This window comes from Nitrospiraceae bacterium (genome assembly GCA_019637075.1).
Lineage (GTDB): Bacteria > Nitrospirota > Nitrospiria > Nitrospirales > Nitrospiraceae > JAHBWI01.
Genome location: JAHBWI010000002.1, coordinates 442,226 through 467,503, shown reverse-complemented (window position 1 = coordinate 467,503; position 25,278 = coordinate 442,226). Strand labels below are relative to the sequence as shown.

At 61.3% G+C, this 25,278-nt stretch carries 23 protein-coding genes and 1 pseudogene; 7 read left to right on the top strand and 17 right to left on the bottom strand.

Annotated elements, in window-relative coordinates; translation table 11 throughout:
* The first annotated feature begins 104 nt into the window (after positions 1–104).
* Complete coding sequence (locus KF814_06440; GenBank protein MBX3235770.1) at positions 105–1,055, top strand: NmrA/HSCARG family protein; 951 nt, start codon at positions 105–107, stop codon at positions 1,053–1,055.
* Positions 1,056–1,136: 81 nt separating this feature from the next.
* Here KF814_06440 and KF814_06435 read toward each other — a convergent pair whose 3' ends face one another.
* Positions 1,137–1,367: a hypothetical protein gene (locus tag KF814_06435; protein MBX3235769.1), complete on the bottom strand. Its 231-nt coding sequence runs from the start codon at positions 1,365–1,367 to the stop codon at positions 1,137–1,139.
* A gap of 178 nt (positions 1,368–1,545) precedes the next feature.
* Complete coding sequence (locus KF814_06430; protein MBX3235768.1) at positions 1,546–2,412, bottom strand: lipase family protein; 867 nt, start codon at positions 2,410–2,412, stop codon at positions 1,546–1,548.
* A gap of 185 nt (positions 2,413–2,597) precedes the next feature.
* Between KF814_06430 and KF814_06425 the strand changes: the two genes are divergently transcribed.
* Positions 2,598–4,034: a sodium:solute symporter family protein gene (locus KF814_06425; GenBank protein ID MBX3235767.1), complete on the top strand. Its 1,437-nt coding sequence runs from the start codon at positions 2,598–2,600 to the stop codon at positions 4,032–4,034.
* A 7-nt stretch (positions 4,035–4,041) separates the two neighbouring features.
* On the opposite strand, the gene KF814_06420 is transcribed toward KF814_06425, so the two are convergent.
* Both KF814_06420 and KF814_06415 read right to left on the bottom strand, forming a co-directional pair.
* Entirely contained in the window at positions 4,042–6,423 is a 2,382-nt protein-coding gene (locus tag KF814_06420; GenBank protein MBX3235766.1) for a PAS domain-containing protein, read from the bottom strand.
* 107 nt (positions 6,424–6,530) lie between these two features.
* Positions 6,531–7,835, bottom strand: a complete 1,305-nt coding sequence (locus tag KF814_06415) for an outer membrane protein transport protein (protein MBX3235765.1) — start codon at positions 7,833–7,835, stop codon at positions 6,531–6,533.
* A 302-nt stretch (positions 7,836–8,137) separates the two neighbouring features.
* Here KF814_06415 and KF814_06410 point away from each other — a divergent pair, with 302 nt between their 5' ends.
* The 3 genes from KF814_06410 to KF814_06400 all read left to right on the top strand — a co-directional run bounded on the left by KF814_06410 (position 8,138) and on the right by KF814_06400 (position 12,195).
* Positions 8,138–10,438 (top strand): PBP1A family penicillin-binding protein, encoded by a 2,301-nt coding sequence (locus KF814_06410; protein MBX3235764.1) that lies wholly within the window; start codon positions 8,138–8,140, stop codon positions 10,436–10,438.
* Between the two features lie 80 nt (positions 10,439–10,518).
* Positions 10,519–10,959 carry a polymer-forming cytoskeletal protein gene (locus KF814_06405; GenBank protein ID MBX3235763.1) on the top strand — a complete coding sequence of 147 codons (441 nt, stop codon included), beginning with the start codon at positions 10,519–10,521 and terminating at the stop codon, positions 10,957–10,959.
* Positions 10,960–11,109: 150 nt separating this feature from the next.
* Entirely contained in the window at positions 11,110–12,195 is a 1,086-nt protein-coding gene (locus KF814_06400; GenBank protein MBX3235762.1) for an AI-2E family transporter, read from the top strand.
* 155 nt (positions 12,196–12,350) lie between these two features.
* Here KF814_06400 and KF814_06395 read toward each other — a convergent pair whose 3' ends face one another.
* From KF814_06395 to KF814_06375, 5 genes are all read right to left on the bottom strand, one after another.
* Positions 12,351–12,941, bottom strand: a complete 591-nt coding sequence (locus KF814_06395; protein ID MBX3235761.1) for a DUF3365 domain-containing protein — start codon at positions 12,939–12,941, stop codon at positions 12,351–12,353.
* Positions 12,926–15,403 (bottom strand): HAMP domain-containing protein, encoded by a 2,478-nt coding sequence (locus KF814_06390; GenBank protein ID MBX3235760.1) that lies wholly within the window; start codon positions 15,401–15,403, stop codon positions 12,926–12,928. Before KF814_06390 ends, KF814_06395 begins: the two co-directional genes overlap by 16 nt.
* Positions 15,400–16,449: a hypothetical protein gene (locus KF814_06385; protein MBX3235759.1), complete on the bottom strand. Its 1,050-nt coding sequence runs from the start codon at positions 16,447–16,449 to the stop codon at positions 15,400–15,402. The genes KF814_06390 and KF814_06385 overlap by 4 nt, the downstream gene beginning before the upstream one ends.
* A gap of 89 nt (positions 16,450–16,538) precedes the next feature.
* Positions 16,539–16,970, bottom strand: coding sequence for a response regulator (locus KF814_06380; protein MBX3235758.1), 432 nt, complete (start codon positions 16,968–16,970; stop codon positions 16,539–16,541).
* A gap of 265 nt (positions 16,971–17,235) precedes the next feature.
* Complete coding sequence (locus KF814_06375) at positions 17,236–17,598, bottom strand: hypothetical protein (GenBank protein ID MBX3235757.1); 363 nt, start codon at positions 17,596–17,598, stop codon at positions 17,236–17,238.
* Positions 17,599–17,770: 172 nt separating this feature from the next.
* Between KF814_06375 and KF814_06370 the strand changes: the two genes are divergently transcribed.
* Positions 17,771–18,010 (top strand): BolA family transcriptional regulator, encoded by a 240-nt coding sequence (locus KF814_06370; GenBank protein MBX3235756.1) that lies wholly within the window; start codon positions 17,771–17,773, stop codon positions 18,008–18,010.
* Positions 18,011–18,024: 14 nt separating this feature from the next.
* A complete protein-coding gene (locus tag KF814_06365; GenBank protein ID MBX3235755.1) occupies positions 18,025–18,351 on the top strand; it encodes a glutaredoxin in 327 nt (108 codons plus the stop codon).
* 14 nt (positions 18,352–18,365) lie between these two features.
* On the opposite strand, the gene KF814_06360 is transcribed toward KF814_06365, so the two are convergent.
* The 8 genes and pseudogenes from KF814_06360 to KF814_06325 all read right to left on the bottom strand — a co-directional run bounded on the left by KF814_06360 (position 18,366) and on the right by KF814_06325 (position 25,252).
* A complete protein-coding gene (locus tag KF814_06360) occupies positions 18,366–19,100 on the bottom strand; it encodes an SDR family oxidoreductase (GenBank protein ID MBX3235754.1) in 735 nt (244 codons plus the stop codon).
* A 22-nt stretch (positions 19,101–19,122) separates the two neighbouring features.
* Positions 19,123–19,890 (bottom strand): TIGR04282 family arsenosugar biosynthesis glycosyltransferase, encoded by a 768-nt coding sequence (locus tag KF814_06355; protein ID MBX3235753.1) that lies wholly within the window; start codon positions 19,888–19,890, stop codon positions 19,123–19,125.
* A 1-nt stretch (position 19,891) separates the two neighbouring features.
* Positions 19,892–20,587 (bottom strand): TIGR04283 family arsenosugar biosynthesis glycosyltransferase, encoded by a 696-nt coding sequence (locus KF814_06350; GenBank protein ID MBX3235752.1) that lies wholly within the window; start codon positions 20,585–20,587, stop codon positions 19,892–19,894.
* 29 nt (positions 20,588–20,616) lie between these two features.
* Complete coding sequence (locus KF814_06345; GenBank protein ID MBX3235751.1) at positions 20,617–21,030, bottom strand: hypothetical protein; 414 nt, start codon at positions 21,028–21,030, stop codon at positions 20,617–20,619.
* 3 nt (positions 21,031–21,033) lie between these two features.
* Positions 21,034–22,185, bottom strand: coding sequence for a 2'-deoxycytidine 5'-triphosphate deaminase (locus KF814_06340; protein ID MBX3235750.1), 1,152 nt, complete (start codon positions 22,183–22,185; stop codon positions 21,034–21,036).
* A 98-nt stretch (positions 22,186–22,283) separates the two neighbouring features.
* Positions 22,284–23,357, bottom strand: a pseudogene (locus KF814_06335) (KamA family radical SAM protein).
* Between the two features lie 113 nt (positions 23,358–23,470).
* Entirely contained in the window at positions 23,471–23,716 is a 246-nt protein-coding gene (locus tag KF814_06330) for a glutathione S-transferase N-terminal domain-containing protein (protein MBX3235749.1), read from the bottom strand.
* Positions 23,717–23,773: 57 nt separating this feature from the next.
* Entirely contained in the window at positions 23,774–25,252 is a 1,479-nt protein-coding gene (locus KF814_06325; GenBank protein MBX3235748.1) for a hypothetical protein, read from the bottom strand.
* Positions 25,253–25,278: the final 26 nt, after the last annotated feature.

Below are 25,278 nucleotides of genomic sequence, written 5' to 3'. Positions count from 1 at the left end.
ACATGTTGGGGCGATGCAGACCAAGCTGGATTCACCCCCTAATCGAAACGCGTGAGGGGGCGCGTGGTTGACAGCCGGTGTGAGAGAAGGAGGAAACGCAGAAGATGGCACAGAAACAGGTCGTTGTAGTGGTGGGAGCAACGGGCATGCAGGGGAACGGGTTGGTACGGGCTATTCTGGCCGATCCGGCTTCCGGATTTTCGGTTCGGGCACTGACCAGGGACGTGAATGCCGACAAAGCCAAGGAGCTTGCGCGCCTCGGTGCGGAAGTCGTGGCGGCGGATGTGCATGATCCGGAGAGCCTGAAGCGGGCGTTTGCCGGGGCGTATGGGGCGTTCTGCGTGACGTTTTTCTGGGCGCACATGTCCCCTGAAAAGGAATTCAGCGAAGCCCAGGCGATGGCGCAGGCGGCGAAGTCTGCCGGATTGCAGCATGTCGTGTGGTCGACGCTCGAGGATTCCCGTCGGTGGGTGCCGCTCTCGGACAACCGGATGCCGACCCTTATGGGCAAATACAAGGTTCCTCATTTCGACGCAAAGGGCGAGGCGGACGGTGAATTCAAGCGTCTCGGGGTGCCGACGACCTGTTTCCTCACGTCATTTTATTGGGATAACTTGATTCATTTCGGGATGGGACCCAAGCCGGGGCCGGATGGGGTCTTGGCCTTCACTCTGCCCATGGGCGAGAAGAAGCTGCCGGGGATTGCCGCCGTGGATATCGGCAAGTGCGCGCTCGGTGTGTTCAAGCGGCGTGATGCCTATCTCGGGAAGACCGTGGGAGTGGCGGGGGAGCATCTCACCGGTGGGCAGATGGCCGCCGCGCTCACGCGACATCTCGGCCGTGAAGTGCGATACAACGCAGTGCCGCCGGAGGTCTACCGGACCTTCGGGTTTCCCGGTGCCGACGATCTGGGAAACATGTTTCAGTTCAAGCGAGACTTCAACGAGGTATTTTGCGGCAATCGCGACCTTGCGATCTCTCGGGCGCTCAACTCCTCTTTGCAGACCTTCGACCAGTGGCTCGGAGCCAACAAGCAGCTGATTGCCCTCTCGTGACGCGATCATGAAGCGCCTGGGCCATGGCATCACGGGGCGGCCGTGGCCCAGCCTGCCTCCGGATGAGGGGTGTCTCGATGTCTAGGCCGCGGCCCTGTGATGGGGCTTGGGACGAGCCAGGTGACAGGACGGCTTCGCCGGATTGCAGCGCCCGCGGTGGACCTTGACGACGCGGGGCAAGTCGATGTGCGCCACGGTTTTCACGGAGGTGCCCCGGTCTTCGCTCATGAACCCGCGAAGCGACGCGAGGATCGTGAAGACGCAAATCGACAGGACCGCGACGATCCAGGTGAGACAGATGGAGAGTCGCATACCAGGATTCGTAACATAGGGCTGTCAGAAGTCAACGAAACTTCGCCTCTTGCGCGGGCGCCGCGTCAACGCCTCGCACCGTCCCTTCGCAACGGGAATGCCGGTCCGCCGCTCATTCGACGTACCATAGCCCTGCACCTTGTCTCATGACCCACCATCTTGGTTCGTCGACGCATCGTTACGGCAGCAGCTTCTGGTGGAGACGGTCGAGATAGTTCTTCATATAGTGATCGGGAACGTCGTGGTCGGACATGTGTTGCCAGAATGACATCACCGACATGCGCTCGGCATCATGCCCGTTGTAGTAGCGGAATGCGGCGCCATCCTCCAGGACAACCTCCGGTCCGAGATGGCGGAAGGATCCCTCGTCCAGAATGGCGAACAGCTCGAGCGGAGGCAGGAGCGGAACCGGGTCCTTGTCGTTGATGACGCGGAGCAGCGGGAGTTCCTGATACTTGCGTACGCCTGCCCGGTTGGTCACCTTCGGCTGGCCGAACGTAACGGCTTGTCCGAGCGTCGCGCCGTCCTCTTTCAACAACATCAGCACAATCACCGCTGCGGCCCCGCCTAGGCTGTGACCCGTCACCCGTACCTCGTACCCCTGCTTGAGCCGCGGTTTCACAAACCGGTAGGCATCCATCGCCAGGTCCGCGAAGCCCTTGTGGAGGGGGATCCGCAGGCGTTCGTCGACCACCTTGTTATAGTCGACGTCGAGTTTGATGTTGTTGAGATTGGCCGTGCCGCGAACGGCGATCCACTGGAGATGTCGTGCATCGTCGGTTTCCAGGAAGACCTTGCCGCCCAATGCGTCGAGCGGACTGGTTTCGTAGCGGTGATCGGCGGTGTTGCGTGCTTCGATGGTCTCGGTGCTTTCGTAGACCAGTGCGGCGCGGTCGGCATATTCGATCGTGCGGGCGAAGTCGATCGGGGCCGGTGGTTTGCTGGGAAAGATGGAGGCGCCGCTGCAGGCTTGAAGCAGGCTGATGCAAGCGGCCAGCAACAGAATGGACGAAACAAGGTGACGGTTGCCTTGGCGTTGAGTCATGTGCATGCTCCGGTTCGTACGAAGTGTCTTCGGCTCACCTGGTTGCGCGGCGCGTTGTAGCCGGTCGCGGCAGCCAAGTCAATGCGTGCGGCGCTCTGCTGTTGCGTGGCGCGAAGCCGCTCGCTACAATCGCGCTCCGGGCCCGCCGATTCTTCCGTCACCGTCACCCGATCGTTGATCGCGGAATGCTGCTGACCTTCGTCATCCTCTACCTTGCGCTGTCGGTCGGTATCGGACTCTACGCGGCCATGCGCGTTCATACTGCCAAGGATTTTGCGGTGGCAGGGCGCTGCTTGCCCCTGCCGGTCGTGACGGCCACGGTGTTCGCCACCTGGTTCGGCGCCGAAACGGTCTTGGGCATCTCCGCCACGTTCGTGAAAGACGGCCTGCGGGCCGTAGTGGCAGATCCCTTCGGGTCGAGCCTTTGCCTCATCCTGGCCGGTCTGTTTTTCGCGAGCCGGTTCTATCGCCTCAACCTGCTGACGATCGGCGACTATTACCGCCTCCGCTACAACCGCAGCGTTGAGGTGCTCTGTACCCTCTGCATCGTCGCCTCCTACCTGGGGTGGGTCTCGGCACAGATCAAGGCGCTCGGCTTGGTTTTTTCGGTCGTGACGGACGGAGCGATCTCGCAACCGACGGGCATGGTCCTCGGCGCCGTCATTGTGCTCGCCTATACCGTCTTCGGGGGGATGTTCTCGGTCGCGATCCTCGATTTCGTGCAGATCACGATCATCATGGGAGGGATGTTGTATATCGCCTCGATCATCAGCGGGTTGGCCGGCGGCGTCGATCAGGTCATCGCGCACGCCTCCAGGGCGGGAAAACTGGATTTCTTTCCACCCGCGACCTTCGAGGCCTGGATTCCGTTTCTCGGGGCCTGGATGACGATGATGCTGGGCTCGATTCCCCAGCAAGACGTGTTTCAACGGATCACGTCCGCGCGGGATGAGCGGACGGCCGTCCGCGGATCCGTGCTCGGCGGATCGCTCTATTTCCTCTTTGCGTTCGTCCCCATGTTCCTTGCTTATTCCGCGACCTTGATCGATCCGGCCCACGTGGCCGGGTTGCTCGAACGCGATTCTCAGCTGGTGTTGCCCACGTTGATCCTCGAACATACGCCCTTGGCTGCACAGATCGTATTTTTCGGGGCCTTGCTCTCGGCGATCATGAGTTGTTCATCGGCCACGCTGCTGGCCCCGTCGGTGGCATTCAGCGAGAACGTGCTGAAAGCGTGGTTTCCCCGGATCGCAGACGACGAGTTTCTGCGGCTCATGCGGGTGGTGCTGGTCTGTTTTGCCGCGACCGTGCTCGGATTCGCCCTCAATTCAGAGGCATCAATCTTCAAGATGGTCGAAAATGCCTACAAAGTGACGCTGGTGGCGGCATTCGTACCGCTGGCCGCGGGACTGTTTTGGAAGCGAGCGACGACGCAGGGGGCGTTGCTGGCAATCGGTGCAGGATTGGTGACCTGGGTCGTGCTTGAAGCCTTCGGCGGGTCCGATTCGATCTGGCCGCCGCAGTTGGTCGGATTTTTGGCCGCAGCGGCAGGCATGTTCGTCGGCTCCCTCTCGCCGCCGTGGATCGGTGCATCCGTTCGAGCCGACGAGGCCGCGGGCTGATGGACCGCTACCGCTGAGGCGGGCTCAGCGCGGCGGGCGCCGCCGTCTGGAGGAGCTGGCGGATGGTGCGGATCAAGTCTTCCGGAGAAAAGGGCTTCGCTAAGAACGCAGATTGTCCATCCGCATCGTCTCCGACGATCGGGGCCGAATCGCTGTATCCGGACACGTAGACGGCCTTCAGCGGACCGAGCTTCCCGCGCAACCGTTTCGCCAATTCCTTCCCATTCATGCCGGGCATGACGAGATCGGTGACCAGGACGTCGACGTGTACCGGATGTTGCCGGATCAGGTCGAGGGCGTGGATACCGTCCGCCGCCTCGTACACCAGGAACCCGTGCATTCTGAGCACATGCTGCGTCAGGAGCCGTACGGATGGATCATCCTCCACCAACAGCACGGCTTCGGTGCCCGGTTTGGTATCCGGAGGGAGAACTGTGGCGGGCATCGGCGGACCGACCGGCGTCACTTGAGGGAGGCAGATCGTCATAGTCGTGCCGAGCCCCGGTTTACTGTCGACGCTGATCGTCCCGCCGCTTTGGTGTACGATTCCGTAGACCGTGGCAAGACCGAGACCGGTTCCTTGCCCTTGCGGTTTGGTCGTGAAAAACGGTTCGAAGACGCGCGCCTGGGTGTCCGCGTCCATGCCGATGCCGGTGTCATGCACGCGAAAGCGAACGTAGGGCCGATCCGTGCGGCTGCCGGTTCCCGCTCCGCGCACCTGAGAAAGGGGGATTTCGTCCGTTTCGATCGTCAAGGTGCCGCCTTGCGGCATCGCATCCCGGGCATTCACGGCCAGGTTGATGATCACCTGTTCCATTTGAACCGCATCCACCTTGACCCAGCGGGGAGTCGGGTCCAAGCGGAGCACGACGGTGATGTGTTCGCCAAGCAGGCTCCTGAGCAGGGACATCAGATCGCGAATGACTCGGTGGAGGTCGAGCGACACGGGGTGCAACATCTGCTTGCGGCTGAAGGCCAAGAGTTGACTGGTCAGGGCGGCGCATCGTTCACCAGCCCGCTGGATTTCCTGGACGAAATGGCGGGCGCTCGATTGCTGGCTCATTTCCTGGAGAAGAACGGCGCTGTAACCGAGAATGACGGTCATGACGTTGTTGAAGTCGTGGGCGACGCCCCCCGCCAGGCGGCCGACCGCTTCCATCTTTTGCGCCTCGCGCAGGCGTTGTTCCAACGCTCGGGACTCGGTGATGTCCTCGGTGATGCCGCTGATCTGGTCGACCGTCCCGTCGCTCTTATGGTGGAAGACCACGCGATCATGGATCCAGCGTACCGCCCCGTCGGGATGGACGATCCGGTAGAAGAGGGCGAGGTCTTTGGTGTCAGGCGCGGCCAGTGCCGCATCGTAGGCCTCGTTGACCGACGCGCGATCGTCCTGGTGCAGGCACTCCCGCCACAAGCGAGGGTTTTCGTAGAATCGATCGGCAGGAAGTCCCCAGATGCGTTCGAAGGCGGGATTCACATAGAGCACCTGCGGCGGTTCGACTTGCGCAAACCAGACGCCCTGGTTGAGGTTGTCGGTCAGGTGATTGAAGCGCTTCTCGCTCGAGAAGAGCGCCCGCTCGGTACGGCGCCGCTCTTCGACTTCCGTGAGCAGGCTCTCGTTGGCCTGCGCTAAATCCGTGGTGCGCTCGGCGATCCGGCGTTCCAGGTCGCCCTGAGTTTGCCGGAGTTCTTCTTCAACCAGCCGGCGTTCCTGAATCTCTTTCGTGACATCCCGGTTCAGCTGTTCTATCGCCGTCGATCGTTCGGTCAGCGAGGTGACCAGCGCCTGGTTTTGGAGCCTGAGCCGCAGGGAAGTCAGGACCGCATGGTTCAGGTTCCAGGCGGAATAGGTCGTGGCGGAGACGAATAGGATCGTCATGCCGGCCAGCGTCCAGTGGAACGGATCGCCGGCTGTGGCAAAGTGGTAGAGCAGGGGAATCGAGACCGTCGCGTTGAACAGCAGAAAGGCCGGCAGCACAAGTGCCAAGATTGGTACTGCCCCCGCGACCATTCCGGTCATCACGAACAGCAGAAGCAACTCATTTGCCCGGGGTACGTCCGGGCCCAAAAACCAGGTGCTGGCTCCCCAGGCCAGGCCGGTCGCCGTGACGCCGCGGAGCGCCCAGCGATACCAGTCGGCTGTGGTCCAGCCGGCCGGGGTGTGGTTCCAGTAGCCCCAGACGATGCCCGCGCGCAAGGCGGTGACGCTGCAGACTGTGCCCAGCCACCAGAGCAGCGGAGTTTGCGGAAAGACGTCCCATTCCAATACGACGATCAACGTCGCATTGATGACGGACACCAGCAGCCCGAAGGCGGCACTCCGATAGAGAACTTTCGTCTGTTCGTCTTGAAGCGAGGAGATGGGGGTTGCCTGCTGAGCCTGTGTCACGGGGGATCCCTCAGCCGAGCAATGAATCCCATCCCGTTTTGGCGGGATGGGTGGCGACTCGCAGCTTGTACGTACCTAGAACTGTAGCATGATCGGGGGGGCCATGGTCAAAAATTCATCCGAATATTCACCGATCCGACGTGCAGCGTCGTGCGGTAGGTTCCGTTGACGGTCGGGTTCACGTTCCCGGCCACTGTTCGATCTTCGTACAGCACGGCCTTGTAGGCCACATCCAATCCGAGGCCCTTTGGCCGGAAGGCCTTGTCCGATCCGCCGCAGGGGATCAGGCCGAGGAAATGCCCGTTGCCGGTGCACATGAAGCCCAGACCGCCAGCGATCGCATGTTGGTCGCCATCCGGAATGGCCGGGTTGAAGGTCAGGTCGGGGATGACCTTCGGCGAGTGCCAGTAGCCGGCTCGCACCGCGATGTCCCAGTCCGGCAGCGGTTCCGGTTTGAGCCACTTGTACTCCGTACCGATCATCACCGTGTATCCGCTGTTCCAATTGGCCGGCGTCGCGATCGTCACCCCGTTCGAGAGCGTGCTGTCGAGGTTGCGGACGGATTTCCAGCCTGTATAGTCGACGTCCAACTCCAGTTTCCACTCGCGACTCTTGTTGCGGACCGGCCAAAGCGCCACGCCTCCGGTGAAGACTTGGGGGACGACAAAGGTGGTGCGCGAGTCGGCAATCGGTGCGCCGTTGACCATGAATTGCCCGTTCAGGTGCAGCGTGGCTTGGCTCCGGTAGATCAATCCCACATTGACGAGCGGTAACCCGTCCTCGTTCCGGATCGGGGTATAAAGCATGCTGACGTTGAAGCCCGCGGCTGTATCGCGGCCGGTGAGCTCGATGCCGGAGCCGGCCGGGATCCCGAGCCCGCCGGGCCATCGAAGTTGCCGTTCAACTTGTCCCTCCCCGAGGAGGCCGGAAAACGTATAAATGTCGGCGCCGACGCCGATCGCAAAGTCAGGGTGGAGTTTGAGGGCGATCGACGGACGGATATCGAGCAATTCGAAGGCGGCTTTGGTCGTGGCGCTGGAGAACTGGCTGCTGTCGGGCCAGCGCGTGATCGTGCCGAACGGATTGAACGCGGCCAAGCCGACGACCAGGCCGTCGACCGATCCGATGCCGAGATCTTTGAGATTCGCCGTGGCGTAGAAACTGGATGGCGGCGGGAGGGCGACGCTGCCGCGCAAATCTCCCGGGGTCGTGGCGCCTCCGGCATTTTGGAATGAGAAGCCGCCGCCGATAAGGGTCGTGCCTGCCGACAATTGGACACCGTGGAGCTGGGTCATACCGGCCGGGTTGTAGTATGCGGCGGAGGCATCGTCGGCTTGCGCGGTGAAGGCGGAGGCCTGACCCGCCGCCGAGGCGCTGTGGTCGAATATCCGAAAGCTTCCGGCCCAGAGCATGTCCGGCACGGTAAGGAATCCCAACAGGATCACCAGGAGTCCGACCCCGCGCCCGATCGTACTGGACGATGTCTGGGGGCATGGTTGGCGGACAGGAAGGGAGGCGGGCATCATGTCCACGGAATTCTCCTTGTCGGTTGTGAATTACGTATCGCGTCCTAGGAATAGAGCAGTTGGGCGCCATCTAAGGGGACTGTCGCATTTTTGTCAAGCTGGTGGACGTACGAGTCGTGATGTGTTCGAGCCATCCGGCCGTATGATTTCCCCTGCAGGATCGCGTATGCTGCGCGCATGAGGAGCCGGTGGTAAGCGTACCGCTGCGTTGGGCCAAGCGGGCCTTCTTGCTGTTGACCGTCGCGATCATGCTCACGGTCGGCCTCGGCGTTGGATACGGGCTGTACTTGTCGGCCAGTTTGGCACTGCCGAAGGGAGACGAACACCGCCCGCGCCTGGTGTTCGGCGCTCCGTTTCTTCTGAAGCCCGACCTCGATGTGACTTCCTCCCGCTTGCTCGAGCGGCTGCAGCAACTTGGTTATAAGTCCGTCGAGCATCCGGTGCGCGCGCCCGGCGACTATCGCAGCACCTCCTCGGAATTGGACATCTATCTCCGTGAGGTGCCCGACCAGCATGTGCGGGCCTCAGCCGTGCGGCTCGTGCTGGAACAGGGCCAGGCTACCCGAGTCGTCTCGCTCGAGCATGGAGGGGACGTATTTCCCGTCTATCTGGAGCCGCAGTTGATCAGCGGACTGCGCGGTGATTCGAGGCAAGTGCGGGAATGGCTGCCCTATGCCAAGACACCGGCCCGCTTCGTCGACACCCTCTTAGCCATCGAGGATCGACGGTTCTTTAGCCATCCCGGCATCGATCCGGTGGCGGTCGGCCGGGCCCTGTGGCGAAACCTGGTCCGCGGCGACGTCGTTCAGGGGGGCAGCACGATCACGCAGCAACTGGCCAAGAACCTCTTCTATTCGCCGCGCCGCACCTTCACCAGAAAGTTGAAGGAGTCCGTCGCCGCACTGGTGTTGGAGGCCAAGTATCAGAAGAAGGAGATCCTCGAGAGCTACCTCAACGAGATCTATCTGGGGCAGATCGGGTCCGTGTCGATCTACGGGGTGGGGGAAGCGGCTCACCGGTATTTCGGGAAGCAGGTCGACGAACTGAATCTTCCGGAGATCGCCCTCCTGGTCGGGATGATCAAGGGACCGAACACCTATTCACCGCTCAAGAACCCCGCCTCCGCCAAGCAACGGCGCGATGTGGTGTTGGGGCGGCTTCGCGAGCAGGGATTCATCGCGGAGGAGGATTGGCGGGAGTCCGTCAATGCGAGGGTACAGGTGCTCTTGCCGCAGGAAACCTTGGCTGACGCGCCGTTCTTCGTCGATTACCTTCTGCGCCAAACCGAGGAAGCCGTGGGGGCGCCGCTGCCGGACGGTGTGAAGCTCTACACGACATTGGATCCGATGCTGCAACGTACGGCGACGGATGTCCTCGGTACCGGCCTCGCAAAATTGGAAGCGCAACATCCGGCATTGAATGCGCGGGACGAGACGCTCCAGGGCGCGATTGTCGTGCTGGATCCTTCGACGGGGGCTATCCTCGCCATGGCCGGAAGCCGGGACTACCGCGCGAGCCAGTTCAATCGGGCGGTGCAGGCCAAGCGCCAACCGGGGTCGCTCTTCAAGCCGCTGGTCTACTTGGCGGCGCTCGAGGCGAAGCGCGAACCGGGGAGCGGGCAACCGGTGACGGCGGCGACGCGCATGAAAGATGAGCCGGTCAGCTTCGAGTCTTCCACCGGTACCTGGTCGCCGCAAAACTATGACCGTCAATTCCATGGAACGGTGTCACTCCGCGCGGCGCTGGAGCAGTCCCTGAACGTTCCGGCCGTGAAATTGGCGCAGTCGGTGGGCACCAGGCGGATTCTTCAGACCGCGCAGAACCTCGGTATCCGGAGTCCCCTGGCGGACAATCTCTCCATTGCGCTCGGCACATCCTCCGTCTCGCTCCTCGAGATCACCTCGTCCTACGGCGTACTGGCCAACGGAGGCGTGGCGGTGACGCCGACGGCCTTGCAGTCGGTGCTGACCTCCGACGGAGATTCCTTGTGGCACCATACGCCGGAGCGGCGCCAGGCGGTCTCTCCCCAGGCGGCCTATGTGGTCACGAGTCTTTTAAAAGGCGTCGTCGAACGGGGCACGGCGGCCAAGGCCAAAGCGATGGGCGTCCGCAGCATCGTCGCCGGCAAGACCGGCACCACCGATGGGTATCGGGACGCCTGGTTCGTCGGCTACAGCACGGACTATGTCGTCGGGGTCTGGGTGGGATTCGACGATGAGGAGCCCCTGCGATTGACCGGCGCGCAGGCGGCGCTGCCTATCTGGGCGGACTTCATGCGGCAGACGTCATCGCCGGTCTTGAGGGATTTTCCGATTCCCCCCGGCATCGTCACGCGGGAGATAGATCCGAAGACCGGACAACTGGCGACGTCCCGTTGTCCCGAACGAATGGTCGAGGTGTTTATCGAGGGCACCGAGCCGACCGTCGCCTGCGAAGTGCACGGCGAAGGGCTCTGGGAGCGGCTCAAACGAAGTTTTGGTTTTTCCTAGGTGCCTGAAAAAACCTGGTGTAGGCTCAACTCATGTTTGGATGGTCCACCAGCCCAGCCCTCCATGAGAAGGAGCCTGCGATGAAGAAGAGCGGTTTCGTCGAAGATGACAACATCACGTTGCTTGCCCGGGGTGTGCTCCTCAAGGGCGAGATTCGCGTGGAAGGCACCGTGCGTATCGATGGGCGGCTGGAGGGGGACATCCAGACCAAGGGTACCGTGGTGATCGGCGAAGACGGGGTCGTGCAGGGCACGATCACGGCGGGCGTGATCATCAACAGCGGGAAGATCAAGGCGACGGTGACGGCAACGGAACGGTTGCAATTACTCAAGACCGGCATCCTGATCGGCGAAGTGCATACTCCGGCCCTGTCCATGGAAGACGGATCGAAATTCCAAGGCACGTCGGATATGGGCCTGTCCTCCTCATGGGGAGAGGAACCCAAGACGCTTCCCAACAATGTTCGTGAATTGCCCGCGCAGCGCCCCAAGTCGGTGGCCGTAGCAGGCGAGCATTCCTAAGCGCCGGGGCGCGGCCGCCGCTGCGCCCTCCGGCCGCTGTTTCCTCCGTGCCGCCCCTCTGACCATTCTCCGAGCCCGATCCTTGCGTGACATCAGCCGGCGTTTCTGTTATCACCGGGGTCGGGTGACGCACGGGGAATTGGTTTCAGGATGAATCGCCGCCAGGTCTTCTCACTCTGCTTCTTCGCTGTTTTCCTCTGGTTGCTGTATCAGATCGCCCTGATCTTCAAGCCGTTCTTCCTTCCGGTCCTGTGGGCGGCGATCCTCGCGCATCTCAGCTTTCCATTGCATGTGCGCCTGACTGCGTGGCTCGGCGGGAAGGAATCGCGGTCGGCCGCGCTGCTGACGTTGGGCGTCATGGCATTGGTCGTCGTGCCGTTGATCGTCTTGACCGTCATGTTTGTGAACGAGGCCGGTTCGGCGGAACAATCGATTCGCGCATGGATTGCGTCGGGAGGAGTGCAGCGACTGCCCGAGCATTTGTCCAAGCTGCCGGGAGGAGGACTGGTCCGGCAGTGGCTCGAACGTGTCAGCGGGCGTGAGAGCGATTTGGAGCAATTGGTGCTGTCGAGCGCCAAGACGTTCAGCCGCTACATCGTGGGAGAGCTCAGCGAGTTGGTCCGGGATGCCTTTCTGCTCGTGGCCGATTTTCTCGTCATGATCTTCACGTTGTTTTTCTTTTTCAAGGACGGCCGGGCATGGCTCCAGGCCCTCTACGCCCTCATTCCGCTCGAATCCTCGCACAAGGTGAAGATTCTGGCACGGTTGGATCAAACGATTCGCGCCGTCGTGAAGGGCGTCGTCTTGACGGCGCTGGTGCAGGGGCTTTTGGCCGGCGCCGCCTATGCCGTGCTCGGAGCACCGTTTCCATTGGTGCTGACGACGCTGACCATCCTGCTGGCGCCGCTGCCTCTCGGCGGGACGGCCCTGGTGTGGGGGCCGGTGGCTGTGTATTTGTTTTGGATCGGTCCGATCGGGAAGGGCGTCGCCATGTTGGCCTGGGGGGCCGGCGTTGTTTCGACGGTCGACCAGATCTTGAAGCCGCTCTTCATCGGTCAGGGGGCGCAGATCCCGGTCCTACTCCTGACATTCAGTGTGCTGGGTGGGTTGGCGCTCTACGGCATCATAGGACTTTTCCTTGGCCCGACGCTCGTCGGCCTCTTTCTCACGGCCGTTCAAATCTATCGAGACGAATACCAGCAACCGCCGCCGAATCTGCCTCCCATGATCCCGTGAACCTCACCCGTCAACTCCCGACGATTGTCTCGGCAGCGTTTGTCGTTCATCCCTCGTGATGCGTATCTCGCTATCCTGGGGAGGAGGGCGGTGACCATCGTTCGATTCGGCGGGAGACGAACTGCGAGATACGCTTCGCGTACACGACCGCGTGCTCAATCCAGCGGAATCGTAATCGCCATGCCGCCCATGATGTCGTTCACGGCGAAGTCACGCTTGGGGCTCAGCGGATGACTGTTGTGGCAGTTCACGCAGGCGGCTGAGATGGCGCGGTCCGGGTAGATGGCCTGAAAGTACTGTTTTCGTCCGCTGGTGACGATGCCGGTCAGCGGGCGATCCGGACTCTGCGCGAATCCCTCCAGCGCGCGGCGTTCAAGATCCGTCGCCGGAGCGTTGCGTTGGTAGATCGGCCACTGACTGATCAGGCGGTAACGGATGCCGCGCCCGGATTCCGCTACGAGCTTGCCGGAATGCTGGAGGAATTGGGCTGGGAGCGGTAAGGCATTCTCGTTCTCCCAATGTTCGGCAGCGGAGACAATCCCCTTGGCCTGCATGCGATTGACGACGTGGTTGGTATAGATCGTCCGATCGGCCTCAAGTACGGCATGCACGTAGTCGGCGACTTTCTCCGGCGCGATACCGGAAGGCGGCGGCGGGTCCTTGGCTTGGAGAGAGTAGGCCATGCCCGTGGCAAGCATCATCGCGAGCCAAAGCGAAAGCCGGTAGGGTCTCATGAGGTTGCGCATGACTCCTCCTTTCGCACCCCGGACTCCACGGTCGGCAATGTGATCGTGCAGGTGGTGCCCTGGCCTTCGATGCTCTCGATGCGGATGTCCCCGCCGAATTTTTTGATCAATCGCTGCGCGACCGTAAGGCCCAGACCCGAGCCTTCACCCTGCCCCTTCGTGGTGAAGAACGGATCGAAGACTTTGCCGAGATGTTGCTTGGCGATGCCCGGACCATTGTCGCGGATCGTGATCGTTACCGCTCCCGGCTGTTCCGCCGTACTGACCCAGAGATCCCCTTTGCTGTGCATGGCCTGTAAGGCATTCGTGATCACGTTGATGAAGACCAATCGGAGTTGGTCCGGCAACGCGCTCACCTGCGGCAGCGCGACGTAGTGCTTTCTCACGTTGAGCCCCAGGCAGTCCTGGGAGGTTTGCGCGATGGCCAGAGCCTGATCGAGTTGTGCGTTTACGTCGACGGGGACGCGTTGATCTTTGGATTCCCTGGTGGCGACGCCGGTGAAGTCGCGGATGATCGCTGCCATTCGGCGTCCATGTTCCAGGATATCGCGCGCATAGGCTTTGGCTCTCGTCAGGTCCGATTCTTCCTGGATGGCTTCGCCCAGGCCGAGAATGCCGAACAGCGGATTGTTCAGTTCATGACCGATGCCTGCCGTCAGCACGCCCAGGCTGCCGGACTTCTCCGCCTGGACCAGCTGGTCCTGAAGCCGGCTCTCGTCGGTGGTGTCGCGGAGTACGAGTCCGAAGCGACGGCCTTCGCCGCTTCGGGCTTGCAGCGAAAACCATTCGTAGCGGTAGAGGCGTCCCTCGATCGTCAATTCGCGTCGGGCATCGTGGGTCGGTTGTTTCAGCAAGGGAGCGAGCGGGTCCCTGGCTTCTTTGATCAGATCGTCCTCCGCGCGAGCGGGGCCTCGGAGCGAGGCACCGGTCTCGAGATCGAGTGCGTGTTCCAAGTGCTCCTGCTGCGCGTGGCTCAGATTCAGGAGCTCAAAAAGCGACGAGCCGGTCTTGCCCTGGCCGTCCGTTCCCAACAGCTCGCGGGATGCCTGGTTCATATACTGGATGTCCTGATGTTGGTCGATCAGCACGATCGGCGTCGGAACCGCATCGAGCACTTGGTCGGTCGCCTTTTGCAGGTACTGCACCTCTTGGGTTTTTTCTTCGACCTGCGTGGCCAGGCCGGCAAAGGCGGCTTCCAACTGTGTATTCATCCGGTTGAACTCGACGGCGAGTTCCTGCAGCTCGTCGCCGGTTTCGATTCGAATCGGTTCGCGCAGTTCGCCCCGCCCAACCAGTCTCGCTGCCTCCTGCAGTTTGCGAACCGGAGTCACGATGCGGCTGGCGGCGAAGTAGCCCAACGTGGCCAGCAAGCCCACTGCAACCAATGCAAGGATCGACATCCATTCCAATAAGTGTTCGATGGGAGCGAACAGTTCGGCGGATGACTGCCAGACGAACGTGTGCCACCCTCCCTGTTCCAGCGATCCATTCGTAGCACGGCTCGTTTCCGGCAGCGGAGCGAATCCGATGATGGCAGTGCCATGTCCCCCATGTCCGTCACTGGCGGCGCTGACCCAACCTGGCTGAAGGGGAGTGATCAGCGGAATCAACGAAGGATCCGACAACCGGACACCGGTCGGGAGGATGGGACAACTCATGACGACGCCGCGGCTATCGATGAGCATGACGTGGCCGGTTTTCCCGAATCGGATCGGATGGGTCGAGGGAGAGAAAAACTCTTTCGCATCGATGACCCGATGGATCACGCCGACGACCTCATACCGCAGGCTGTCCATGACGGGAATCGAAATGGTGAAGACATAGGAGTCGGCCGCCTTGTCGAAGGCCACATCCTCAATGAAGAGTTGTCCGACGCCCTTGTTGTAGGCGCCTTTCCACCAGATCCGGTCGGAGCTGTTGAAGGCCGGCCTGGTGGTCAAGGCTGCGACCAAATGCCCCTGCATATCCGTGACGAAGAGCATCTTGGTGGCGGCCCGGACGACTTGTGGAAGCAGTTGGTCCGGTTCGTTGTGCGACCCCGCGTAGTGCTCGCGGAGCAGGAGCGCAACCGAGTTTCCCGTAATGGCCTTGGTGCCGGCCGGATCCCCGTTGTCCCATCGCGTCCGTTCATCCTCCAACGATTTCTTGAGTGCGGCCGGCTCGCCGGTTTGCAGGTGATCTCGGCGTTTTTCCAGTTCGCGGATGATGATGGGGTTGATTGCGATGCGCGATGTGCGCGACACTTCTTCGGCGACCAACAGATCCAACTTCCTGGCCGCTTCGGTGGCCAGGGCCTTAAAGCTTTCTCCGCTGACTTCGTGAATTTCCTTCGAGCCTTGAAGAAATGCCAGGCCCAGTCCAAGCAGGAGAGGTACCACGCCCACCAGAAGCATCGAAACGATCAGCTTCCGTTTGAGCCCCCAGCCGAGTGCCTTGCCGAGCGCGGAGCCTTCAGTCGTCATATGGGCACATATTCAATCGGTTGACTCACCACGGGAAACTCGATCCGGAATGTCGATCCCTGGCCGACCGTGCTGTTGACGCAGATATGACCCTGCATCTTGGAAATGACCGACATGACATTATAAAGCCCCAGCCCCGTGCCTTTCCCCGGCGGCTTCGTCGTGAAGAGCGGCTCGAAGATCTTGGGGAGCGCTTCAGCGGGAATGCCGCAGCCGGTGTCGGTCACGCTCACCGCGACCGACTCATCCTCGTTCACCGATGTGCTCAAGGTCAGCGTCCCTCGATCACTCATGGCATGGACCGCGTTCGTGATGAGGTTCACGAACACATGCAGGAGTTCATCGGGATTTCCGCGGACCTGAGCCTGATCGGCATAGTCCCTCACGACCGTAATGTCCTGCAGGGTGACGGCATACCGGGCGATTCGGAGCGCTTCCTCCAGCTTGGTGTTGAGCGCGACCAGCATGTCTCCGTCGCCGCCGTCTCGCCGCGCGTAGCGAGTCAGGTCACGACAAATGGCGCTGGTGCGTTTGACGGCATTGACGATGTCATGGGCCTGTTCGTGGACGGCCTTGAGATCACCTTCTTCGGTCAGATTCTCCGCCAACCCCAAGATCAGCTGCAGGGGGTTGTTGATGTCATGGGCGATGCCGGCGGCGAAGGAGCCGAGCCCCGCGAGCTTTTCCGCGTGCAAGAGTTCCGCTTCCAGTTTCCGCTCGTGCTGCACGAGTGTCCACAGCAGCCGTGCGGTCGCGCCGCTGAGGACTTCAGCCTCGGGTCGTTTGTTGGCCCCGACCGTCTGCGCCATGTTCGGATCGCCCGTCACATCGACGATCAGGCTGGCCCCCGCATGGCGGATAAGATCGGGTACGTGGTCGGCGACCGGGACATTCAGCTCTCTTGCCCGTTTCAGCCCCGGTGCGGCCGGATCTTTGTCGGCGATGCCGACGATCGTGACGTCCGGCATCTGATGAAACAGCTCGAGCAGGACCGTGCCGCCTCGTCCCGCTCCCAGGATGGCGATATGCGTCGGCTTTCGTTCCATCTGCGTATCCTGTCTCCTCCCTCTTCTCCGTCCGGGAAAGCGGCTGTGCTTTCCCGAATCGGAGTCGAAGGGTCGGATGCTTCTCGCGATCAGAGGCGGGCCAACTCCCGCTGTTCCATGGCGCGAGCCACGGCCGACCGGAGCTTGTCACCTTCCACAGGCTTCACCAAGTAGTCTACGACGCCGCTCCGCAAAAAGGTCGTGGCCATGTCGGTGTCGGGGAAGCCCGTCAAGACGATGATCGGTACGCGGGGCCATTCTTTCTGGAAGTAGGCGATGGCTTCCACGCCGTTGATCTTGGGCATTCGGATGTCGCACACCACGACGTCGAGCAGGAGGCGGTTTTCACCGGAGTTGATGGCCTCGATGGCCTTTTCTCCGTTCTCTGCCTCGAGCACTTCGTAACCGGCCTTGGTCAGGGTCATCTTCACGACCTTGCGGATATCTGGTTCATCGTCCACGACGAGCACTCGACCGTTGCATTCCGACTCGCTCAGGAAGAATCCGGATTTGAACTCCATGGTGCCCTCCTTGTGGTTGTCGACCGCCGCGACTGGCGATGTCTTCTTGCCCAAAGAGAATGGCAACAGGCATGCCATGCAGGCGGCCTGGGGAAGCGACAGGATTTCAATCGGTTTGGTCGAGCAGGCTATGCGTGCCGCATCGAACGGTGGTTGAGAACCACCACCAGCGCGTGAATTCCACCACCACGAGAGACTGGGAAAGGGAGGCAGCCTGCGGCAGGGGATCTGTGAGCAGATCCCCTGCCGAATCGAGAGAAGTCGGTTACTTGGTTGGGGCGTTCCCGAAGAAGTGCAGGTCCTTATCACCTCGAATGTGCTCCGGGGTGATGACATATTCCCCGCCGAGAGTCGGGCCCCAGATTTTTCCGGCGGTGACCTTATCGCCACCAGTGAAGATAAACCCCATTCCCCCCGCAAGGGCTCCCATCACGGCCACGGCCATCTTGATGCCGCCGTAGGGCATGGTCAGGAAGTAACTGGCGAGGCCTTGGACGGCTTCCGTGCCAGGCCCGGCTGCAGAGGCGGGGCGTACAGAGGTGGCGCATTCGATGCCAAGGATAAGGCTTAGGGCGATGATGGTCGTTCGGGCAAAGTTCGTCATGCGGTTCGATGGTTCAGCAGACATTAGATCCTCCTTTGGTGTTTCGACCGCCCAAGCGTGATGGGCGGAGCACGTAGTCTAACGAGGGGAACATTTGAAATGCCAGACCCCGGCCAGGATTCGCCATGCCTTCCATGAGCCTGTCCGGGGGGAATTGCCTCACGGGCCTTTCCTGCGCTATGGTAGCTTCACGATTATGATTAGTGCGGAATCAGTCACGAGTATCGTCCGTGAAACCTTGCCGGATGCCGCTGTGACGGTGATCGATAAGACAGGCACGCAAGACCATTTGATCGTCCGCATCGTCTCGGACCGCTTCAAGGGGATGAATTTGCTCGACCGGCATCGGTTGGTCTATCAGTCCCTGGCAGCGCCCATGAAGGATGGGCGTATTCATGCGCTGGAGATAACGGCCAAGACAAAGGACGAAGCATAACGCAGGAGGATGCCATGGCGGATCCTATCGAAGAGGAAATCCACAAGGAAGTGAAAGCCCATAAAATCCTCATCTACGGGAAGGGCACCAAGACCATGCCCATGTGCGGCTTTACCCGTGAGACGATGCAGTTTTTCAATAAATACGGGTATCCGTATGAGGTGATCGACGTCCTCTCGCAGCCGGCGAAGCGGGAGGCCCTGACAAAGATGACGAATTGGCCCACCCTGCCGAAGGTCTTCATCGACGGGCAATTTTACGGCGATACGGACATCTTGGATCCGATGGAAGCCAAAGGAGAAGTGGAGCCGTTGCTGAAAAAGGCGTTCGGCGCCAGCTGAGTGGGTGAGGTGGGCTAAAGGCCCCAGGCGCCGCTGATCTGGATGTTGGCCCCGTTGACGTAGCGAGCCTCGTCGGAGAGCAGATACCGGACTGCGTGCACCGTGTCCTCTACCGTGCCCAAGTAGCCTGCCGGAATGCGTTTGACCACCCCTGCCAGTTCTTCAGCCGGAGCGCTGCCGGAATCAATGAAGCCAGGCGAGATGGCATTGACCGTGATGCCGTGCGGAGCCAGGAGCTTGGCAAGCGTGCGGGTCAGGATCAACACGCCCGCCTTCGCAATGTAATGCGCGGTGACATCCGGCTGGGAAACCATCTGGTCGGCGTTGGCCATGCTGAAATTGATGATGCGCCCACGTTTGCGTGCCTTCATCCCCGGTACGACCGCCTGTCCGAGATAAAAAATCGGATGCAGGTTTCCGTCGAACATCTCCCGCCAGCCTTCTACGCTTTCTTCGAACAGATTGATGCGATGATAGGGGCCTGCGCCGTTGATCAACGCGTCGATATGTCCCCATTCCTGTTCGACTCGTCGGACCAGTCCGCGCGCCGCTTCAGGATCGGACACGTCGCTTTGTAAGGAGAGGGCGCGGCCACCGCGGGCCACGATCGCCGCACTCGTCTCCGCCGCCGCATGCGCGCTTGTACGGTAGCAAATGGCGATGGACCACCCTTGCGCCGCCAGGTCGAGCGCGATCGCCCGTCCGATGCCCTTGGCACCTCCCGTGATCAAGGCGACATTTTGGTCCATGGTGGTGAGTCCTTTCTCTGTCCTACGTGCGTCGTTCGCGCAGGCGTTTGCCGGTCAACTCGAGTGCGCCCGCGGTCCGCGATGAAAAGAGTTGCTCCCCCTTGGGGCGTTTCCGGTCCGCTGCGGCGTCATCAATCAAGATGTTCAAGTCGTCGAGGGTATCGACATCCCTCCAGACCGGTACCCTGGCACGGCTGACGCCGGCTTCCGCAGCCTGTTGATCGCTGCGGGCAAGGACTTGATCCGTCGACCACGGAATCCCCCGGAACAACTGCGGCACCGGTTTTCGCAACCCCAAAAGGTAGTATCCGCCATCCTGCGCCGGACCGAAGACCACATCGTGCTGCTGCAGTAGGTCGAACGCCTGGCGATAATGTGTGAGCGGGAGGTTCGGCACATCCGTCCCGACCAGCACGATCCGTTGATAACCACGGGCGAAGAGGTCGGCAAATACCTGTTCCATGCGGGTGCCGAGGTCATCTCCCGTTTGGTCCAGTAGGCCGACGTTGTGCCGAGCCGAGAGGATCTTGAAGAACACGTGCGCGGACGAGGGGGAACAGGCGACGAAGCGGTCGACAGGCAGCTTGAATTTGGTGATGGCCGCCTTGGTCCGTTCCAGTTGATCGAGCACGAAACTCCCGTGCAAGGTCGCCGCCTCGTCCGAAGTCAAGGGCGGGCACAGCCGGGTCTTGACCTGACCGGGCACCGGTGCCTTGGCGAATACGACGAGGGCGTTTACGGCACGCGGGCCGGTCGGCGGACGGTGCGCGGACGAGGGTTGTGCGGTCATGTCAGCGAACTACCTGATACATTTTGTGAAGGGTGAAGGGATTGACGCCCAGCCAGTACAGGAGTCGGAGCGTCCACATCAAGAGAATGGTCCGGATCGGGCCTTGGGTTTGCCAGCGGCGGTAGGCCGTGACGACTTGGTCACGCAGCGCAGCCACGGTGCCGGCCCGCTTGAGGCGGCGCGAGAACTCGATATCTTCCATCAGCGGAATGTCCGCAAACCGCCCGAGTTCCTCAAACACCCGGCGGCGTACGAACAGAGCCTGATCTCCCGTGGAAATCCCGCTGAGCCTGGAGCGTAGGTTCATGAAGCGGGCGACGGTGCGGGCGATCGGGGTGTCCGTATCGAATCGGACGTCGAAGCGGCCGCCGACGCAGGCACGGTCGCCGAAGGTTTTTTCGACGACGTCGCGGGCGTTCTCCGGAAGCCGCGTGTCCGCATGCAGGAACAGGAGGACCTCGGAATCGGCGGACGCAGCCCCGGCGTTCAATTGTCTGGCCCGGCCTTGGGGGGCCGTCAGGAGACGAATCCTCTCGCCGGCCGGCACCATGGCTGATTCGACTATCTCGCGCGTCCGGTCGGTGCTGCCCCCATCGACGACGGTAATCGCATCGAATCCCAGCCGCCCCGTGTGCGAGAGCGTGCGGCCGATGACTCGTTCTTCATTGAGCGCTGGGATGATGACTGTGATCGTCATCGCGGTAGGGAAGCGGAGGCCGACATCCGTCAGGCCGGTTTCTTGGGTTCGTTGAACATGAAGTACATGACGACGACCACCGTACCCCAGAAGACCACCTGCTTATGCCAAAACAGCACCTCGCCGTAATGAGCCAAGGCCAGCCCAAGGAGCAGGGCAATGCCGATGACGGAGTAACGCATGGTGAGGTTTTCCACGACGGAGTTGGCCCAAATGGCGAGCCCGCCGAAGTAAATCAGAAACGGTACGACGTTGATTTCGAACCCGCCGCTGATCGACAGGAATATGTTGAGAAAGCCGATGAACATGAGGGCGGTGCCCACCATCATGCCGATGACGTTGGAGTGCCGCTCCCGCTGCCGCTCATCCTCTTCGGCATCTTGAGGATCGTTCTGCGGCGTCGGTCTTGTGGACGGATCGGGAAGATCGCTGGGTGGAGCCATTGCTTATGCCTTGAAATGTTTGCTTAGGGTGAGGGCCTGCCGTTGGTATGAAGAGCCCAGGCCGGATCCATAGACCTGCGTCGGGACATCCAGCATACGATCATACACGACTTTGAAGAAGGTTTGTCCGTCGTGAATGAGAAAGGGGACATCGTGCGGCCGAACTTCGAGCACGACCTGGGTGCCGCGCAGTTCCCCGGCCCCGTAGCCGAAGCCCGGATCGAAGAAGCCCGCATAGTGTGTGCGCAGTTCGCCGCAGGCGGCTTCGTAGGCCACCATTTCGGCGGCGTATCCCGGCGGCACGCGAATCCGCTCTTTCGAGGCCAGGATGTAGAACTCTTCCGGTTCGAGCAAGAGGCTGTCGTGCCGCTGCGGCTTCAAGGGCTCCCAAAAATCCTGTGCGGCGTAATGGCCGATCTTGGAGAGGTCGATGACGTGGCTGTTTTTCTTGGCCCGATAACCGATGACCCCGTCCTTCCGGTCCCCGCCGGTTAAATTGATTCGGAGGAACAGTCCGCGGTCGGTTCGAAAGTCCTTGGCCGCGACAGGCCTCGGGGGTGCGCTGTTGTGGTACAGCAACGGCGCGCCGGTATGGACCTTTTGCAGTGCGCCATCCGCCACCGCGGCATCGCCGCGCACGAATCGAATTTGGTTCAGGCAATAGCCGGTCTGCACCTTGATGGCAAACGAGCGGGGCACCACTTCCAAGAAGAGGGGGCCGCGATAGCCGGCACGGATTTCGTCGAACCCCGAGGTCAGGTCGGTCACGATTCGGGTAAACACATCCAGCCGTCCCGTCGTGCTCTTGGGGTTGGCCCGTGCGCGAACGGTTGCGGGAAGGTTCAAGGTTTCAAGCAGCGGAACCAAATAGACGTGGCCCTTCTCGAGGATGGCCCCCTTCGTCAGATCCATCTCGTACATGACGAGGTCGGACTGGTAGAAATCGAGCACGTTCAGGCGGCTGCTGATGGCGGAGAGTTCCGGGAGAAAGCTGCTGATGAGCCGGTACGCTTTGGCACCCAACCGAAGGTCGAGGCTGGCTGGTTGGATTTGCCGACTTTCGACGGGAGGGTCGGCCTTGATGGCGCCCTTCGCGATCAATTGCGTGATCTGCTGGTAGGGCAGAATGCCCTGCCCGCTGCGTGCGCGTGTCACAAGTCGTCCGGATCCCCGCCGCAGCTGTTTCCCCAGGCCGCATACCCGTCACGGTCTGGGTAGCTGTTTTCGCTCAGGGAGTCGTAGCTCGATCGGACCCCCACCATAGGCAACTCACGGCCGGTTCCCTGCTTCGGTTGAGGGTAATGATAGGTCTTGTTTTCGTAGTTGCGGAGTACCACGCTGTCTTCGTCCGCATGCACCAGGTAATCGGCCGGTAACAAAGGAATCTTGCCGCCTCCGCCGGGAGCGTCGATCACGAAGTGCGGCACGCCCATCCCGCTGGTATGCCCCTGAAGAGCCTTGATGATCTCGAGCCCCTTCTCGACCGGGGTTCGGAAGTGATTCGTTCCCTTGGTGAGATCCGCTTGGTAGAGGTAATAGGGTTTCACGCGGGCCAACAGCAGTTGATGCACGAGTCGTTTCATAGTGTCGGGATCGTCGTTAACTCCTTTGAGTAGCACAGTTTGCGCCCCCAGGGGAACCCCGGCGTCGGCCAACATGCCGCACGCCCGCTTTACGTCCGGCGTCAGCTCGTCCGGATGGTTGAAGTGCAGGTTCATATATAGGGGATGGTATTTCTTGATGATCTCGCACAGTTTCGGCGTGATTCGTTCCGGGAGCGTGCCTGGCACCCGTGAGCCGATGCGGATGAGTTCCAAATGGGGAATCGTGCGCAGGGCCTTGAGGATGCGCTCCAGGAGGTGATCGGGCAGAAGCAGCGGATCGCCGCCCGACAGAATGACGTCGCGAACTTCCTGGTGTTCGCGGAGATAGGCGATGGCGCGGTCCAATTCCCCCTTCTTAAGGAAACCGGGCTTTCCGACGAGGCGCTTTCTCGTGCAGAAGCGGCAATAGATGGGACATTGGTTGGTCACCATCAGCAGCACTCGATCCGGATACCGGTGGACCAGGTGCGGCACCGGGCTCATCAGGTCTTCTTCGAGAGGATCATCTTCCGCATCGGCATCGGCCATCTCGGCGCGGTCCGGCACGACCTGTTTCCAAATCGGGTCGTCCTTGTGTTTGATGGTCGCCAGCACCGTCGGCGTAATGCGCATGGGATAGTCGCCGACGATGTCTTCGACTTCCTTCGGATCCACACCGAGCCGTTCCGCCAAGTCCTTCGGCTTGACGACGCTGTCAGCCAGAATGCGTTTCCAGTCGTCCACGTCGATGTCCTTTCGCTTACGGAATCCTCAAGCCGGACACGCGAGGCCTCGGTTGCCGAACGGAAGGATTGTTCCGTTGTTCTTCGTCCAGTTGTCGGTCCGGGATCCCGTGGTCACGAGTCTGCCTTGGCGTAGTGGGTATCCAGGTGGGCAAGAATGTCGTGGGTTTCCGTCAGGATCGTATCGCCGTCTTTCAGCACGGGCACATAGTATTGGCCGGAAACTTCGTGCACCAGTTTCCGCATGGGACGGAAGTCCGGCACGATGATGCCTTCATAGGTGAGGTTCAATTCTTCGAGCCGATCGCGCACGACGGCACAATCGGGGCACCATTCGACATGATAGAGCGTCAAAGCCATGAGTACCACGTATCAAGAACTGGCGAAAAAGGCAAAGGTCGGGTCATCGCGTAAGGGCTAGACCTCAAGGGCGCAGGGCGCCATGATTGCGTCGACCATGCCGTGAATGATCTTCTTTTCGGCAGAGCACAGGGTAGCCAGCATGCCCCCGAGCTCGACCTTTTCTCCGACCACGAAATAATACGGCGAGAGGCGCGCTCGCGCCGACATCGAAGCGATCTGATCGGTCGCCTCGTCGTAGTATCGGCATTCGAACTGCCGGCCTTTGTGAAACTCTTGCAGCACGGAGGGGGTCGTCGAGAAACGCTCCAGCGCCTGGTCCAGCGCCTGCGCCCATTCCGACTGAGGGAGATCGTGGCCGATCGAGACCCCCCGGCTGCCCCAGGCCAGCTCGGAGAAGCCGGACGGCTTGATCACGAGGTGCCGCTCCTTCTGTGTTCCATCGGCCAATCGGCGGAAATCCGAAATGGCTTGGCCTCCCATCTGGAGGTGCGGGATCACGGCCGACGGGGGCACCGGACGCGGATCAAGGATCCATGTGCGGGGCAATAGTCGATGCAGGGTCGTATAGGCATCCTGATCCAAGGTCTTCTTCCAGAATGGTTCGAGCTCAGGATGGTGGAACAGCCCGAAGGCCAGCTTTTCCTCCAGGGCCGGTTTGTAGGGCGGCGTGACGGCAACCGTGTCTTTCTTGACGGCGTACATCGTCAGTTCGGACTTCGGGATATTTTTCAAATCGAACAGCTCGTAGAACCGGTAGATCAGCCCGATCGGGCGCACACCGGCTGGCCTTTCAAGCGATAAGCCCGCCTCCGAAAACCGCACCGCCTTCGGCTCGGCGCAGTACGCCTCGCACCCAATCTCGCGGAGCTGTTCCGCCATCCACTGCATCTCCGGCCGATAGTCCTTCGCCTCTTCGGACACGACGATGGCGATACAGCCTGGGTGGTCGGCTTGCTGCGAGCGGAGCATGGCGGCGAACTGTTGGATCATCCCGTCTGGGCCGGCCGGATTCGTCGAACGGGTTGCCGATGCCGTCTTGCCGCGCTGCTCATCATAGGCTGCCGTGAGGCAGGCCGTGAGCCCGATGCCGCCTGGGACGGAATCGAGTTCTGTGATGACCATTCCGTCGGCGGTGGGAATGATGTCGGGCCGGATGACGGCCGGGAGGTGGTTACGGAAGCGATTCATGCGGCTGTAGGCGATCAACGATTCCGGTTTGCCCTGGTCGAGGTAGGAGGCGACCCAGCTCGGTTGCAGGTTGCGTGTGCTGTCGACATAGAGCCGGTTCAACGCCCGATAGAATGAGAGGAGCAGCGGCCCGAGGTTTTGAAGAAACGTAAAGTCCGAGGCGGAGAGGGAAAAGGGGTCGGGCGCGATTCGGAAGCCGGCTGGACCACCGGTAGGCGCAGTCGCACCGGTCCCGGGAGGGTAGAGCCCCGCTCGGATCAAGGCGTCACGGATTGCCAGGCAGCGCCGACGGCTATCGGTGGAATGCAAGAATTCTTCGGAATGCTGTGCTGGTGTCAAAGCCATGCCCTCGACGCGAGTGGCTCGCCCGT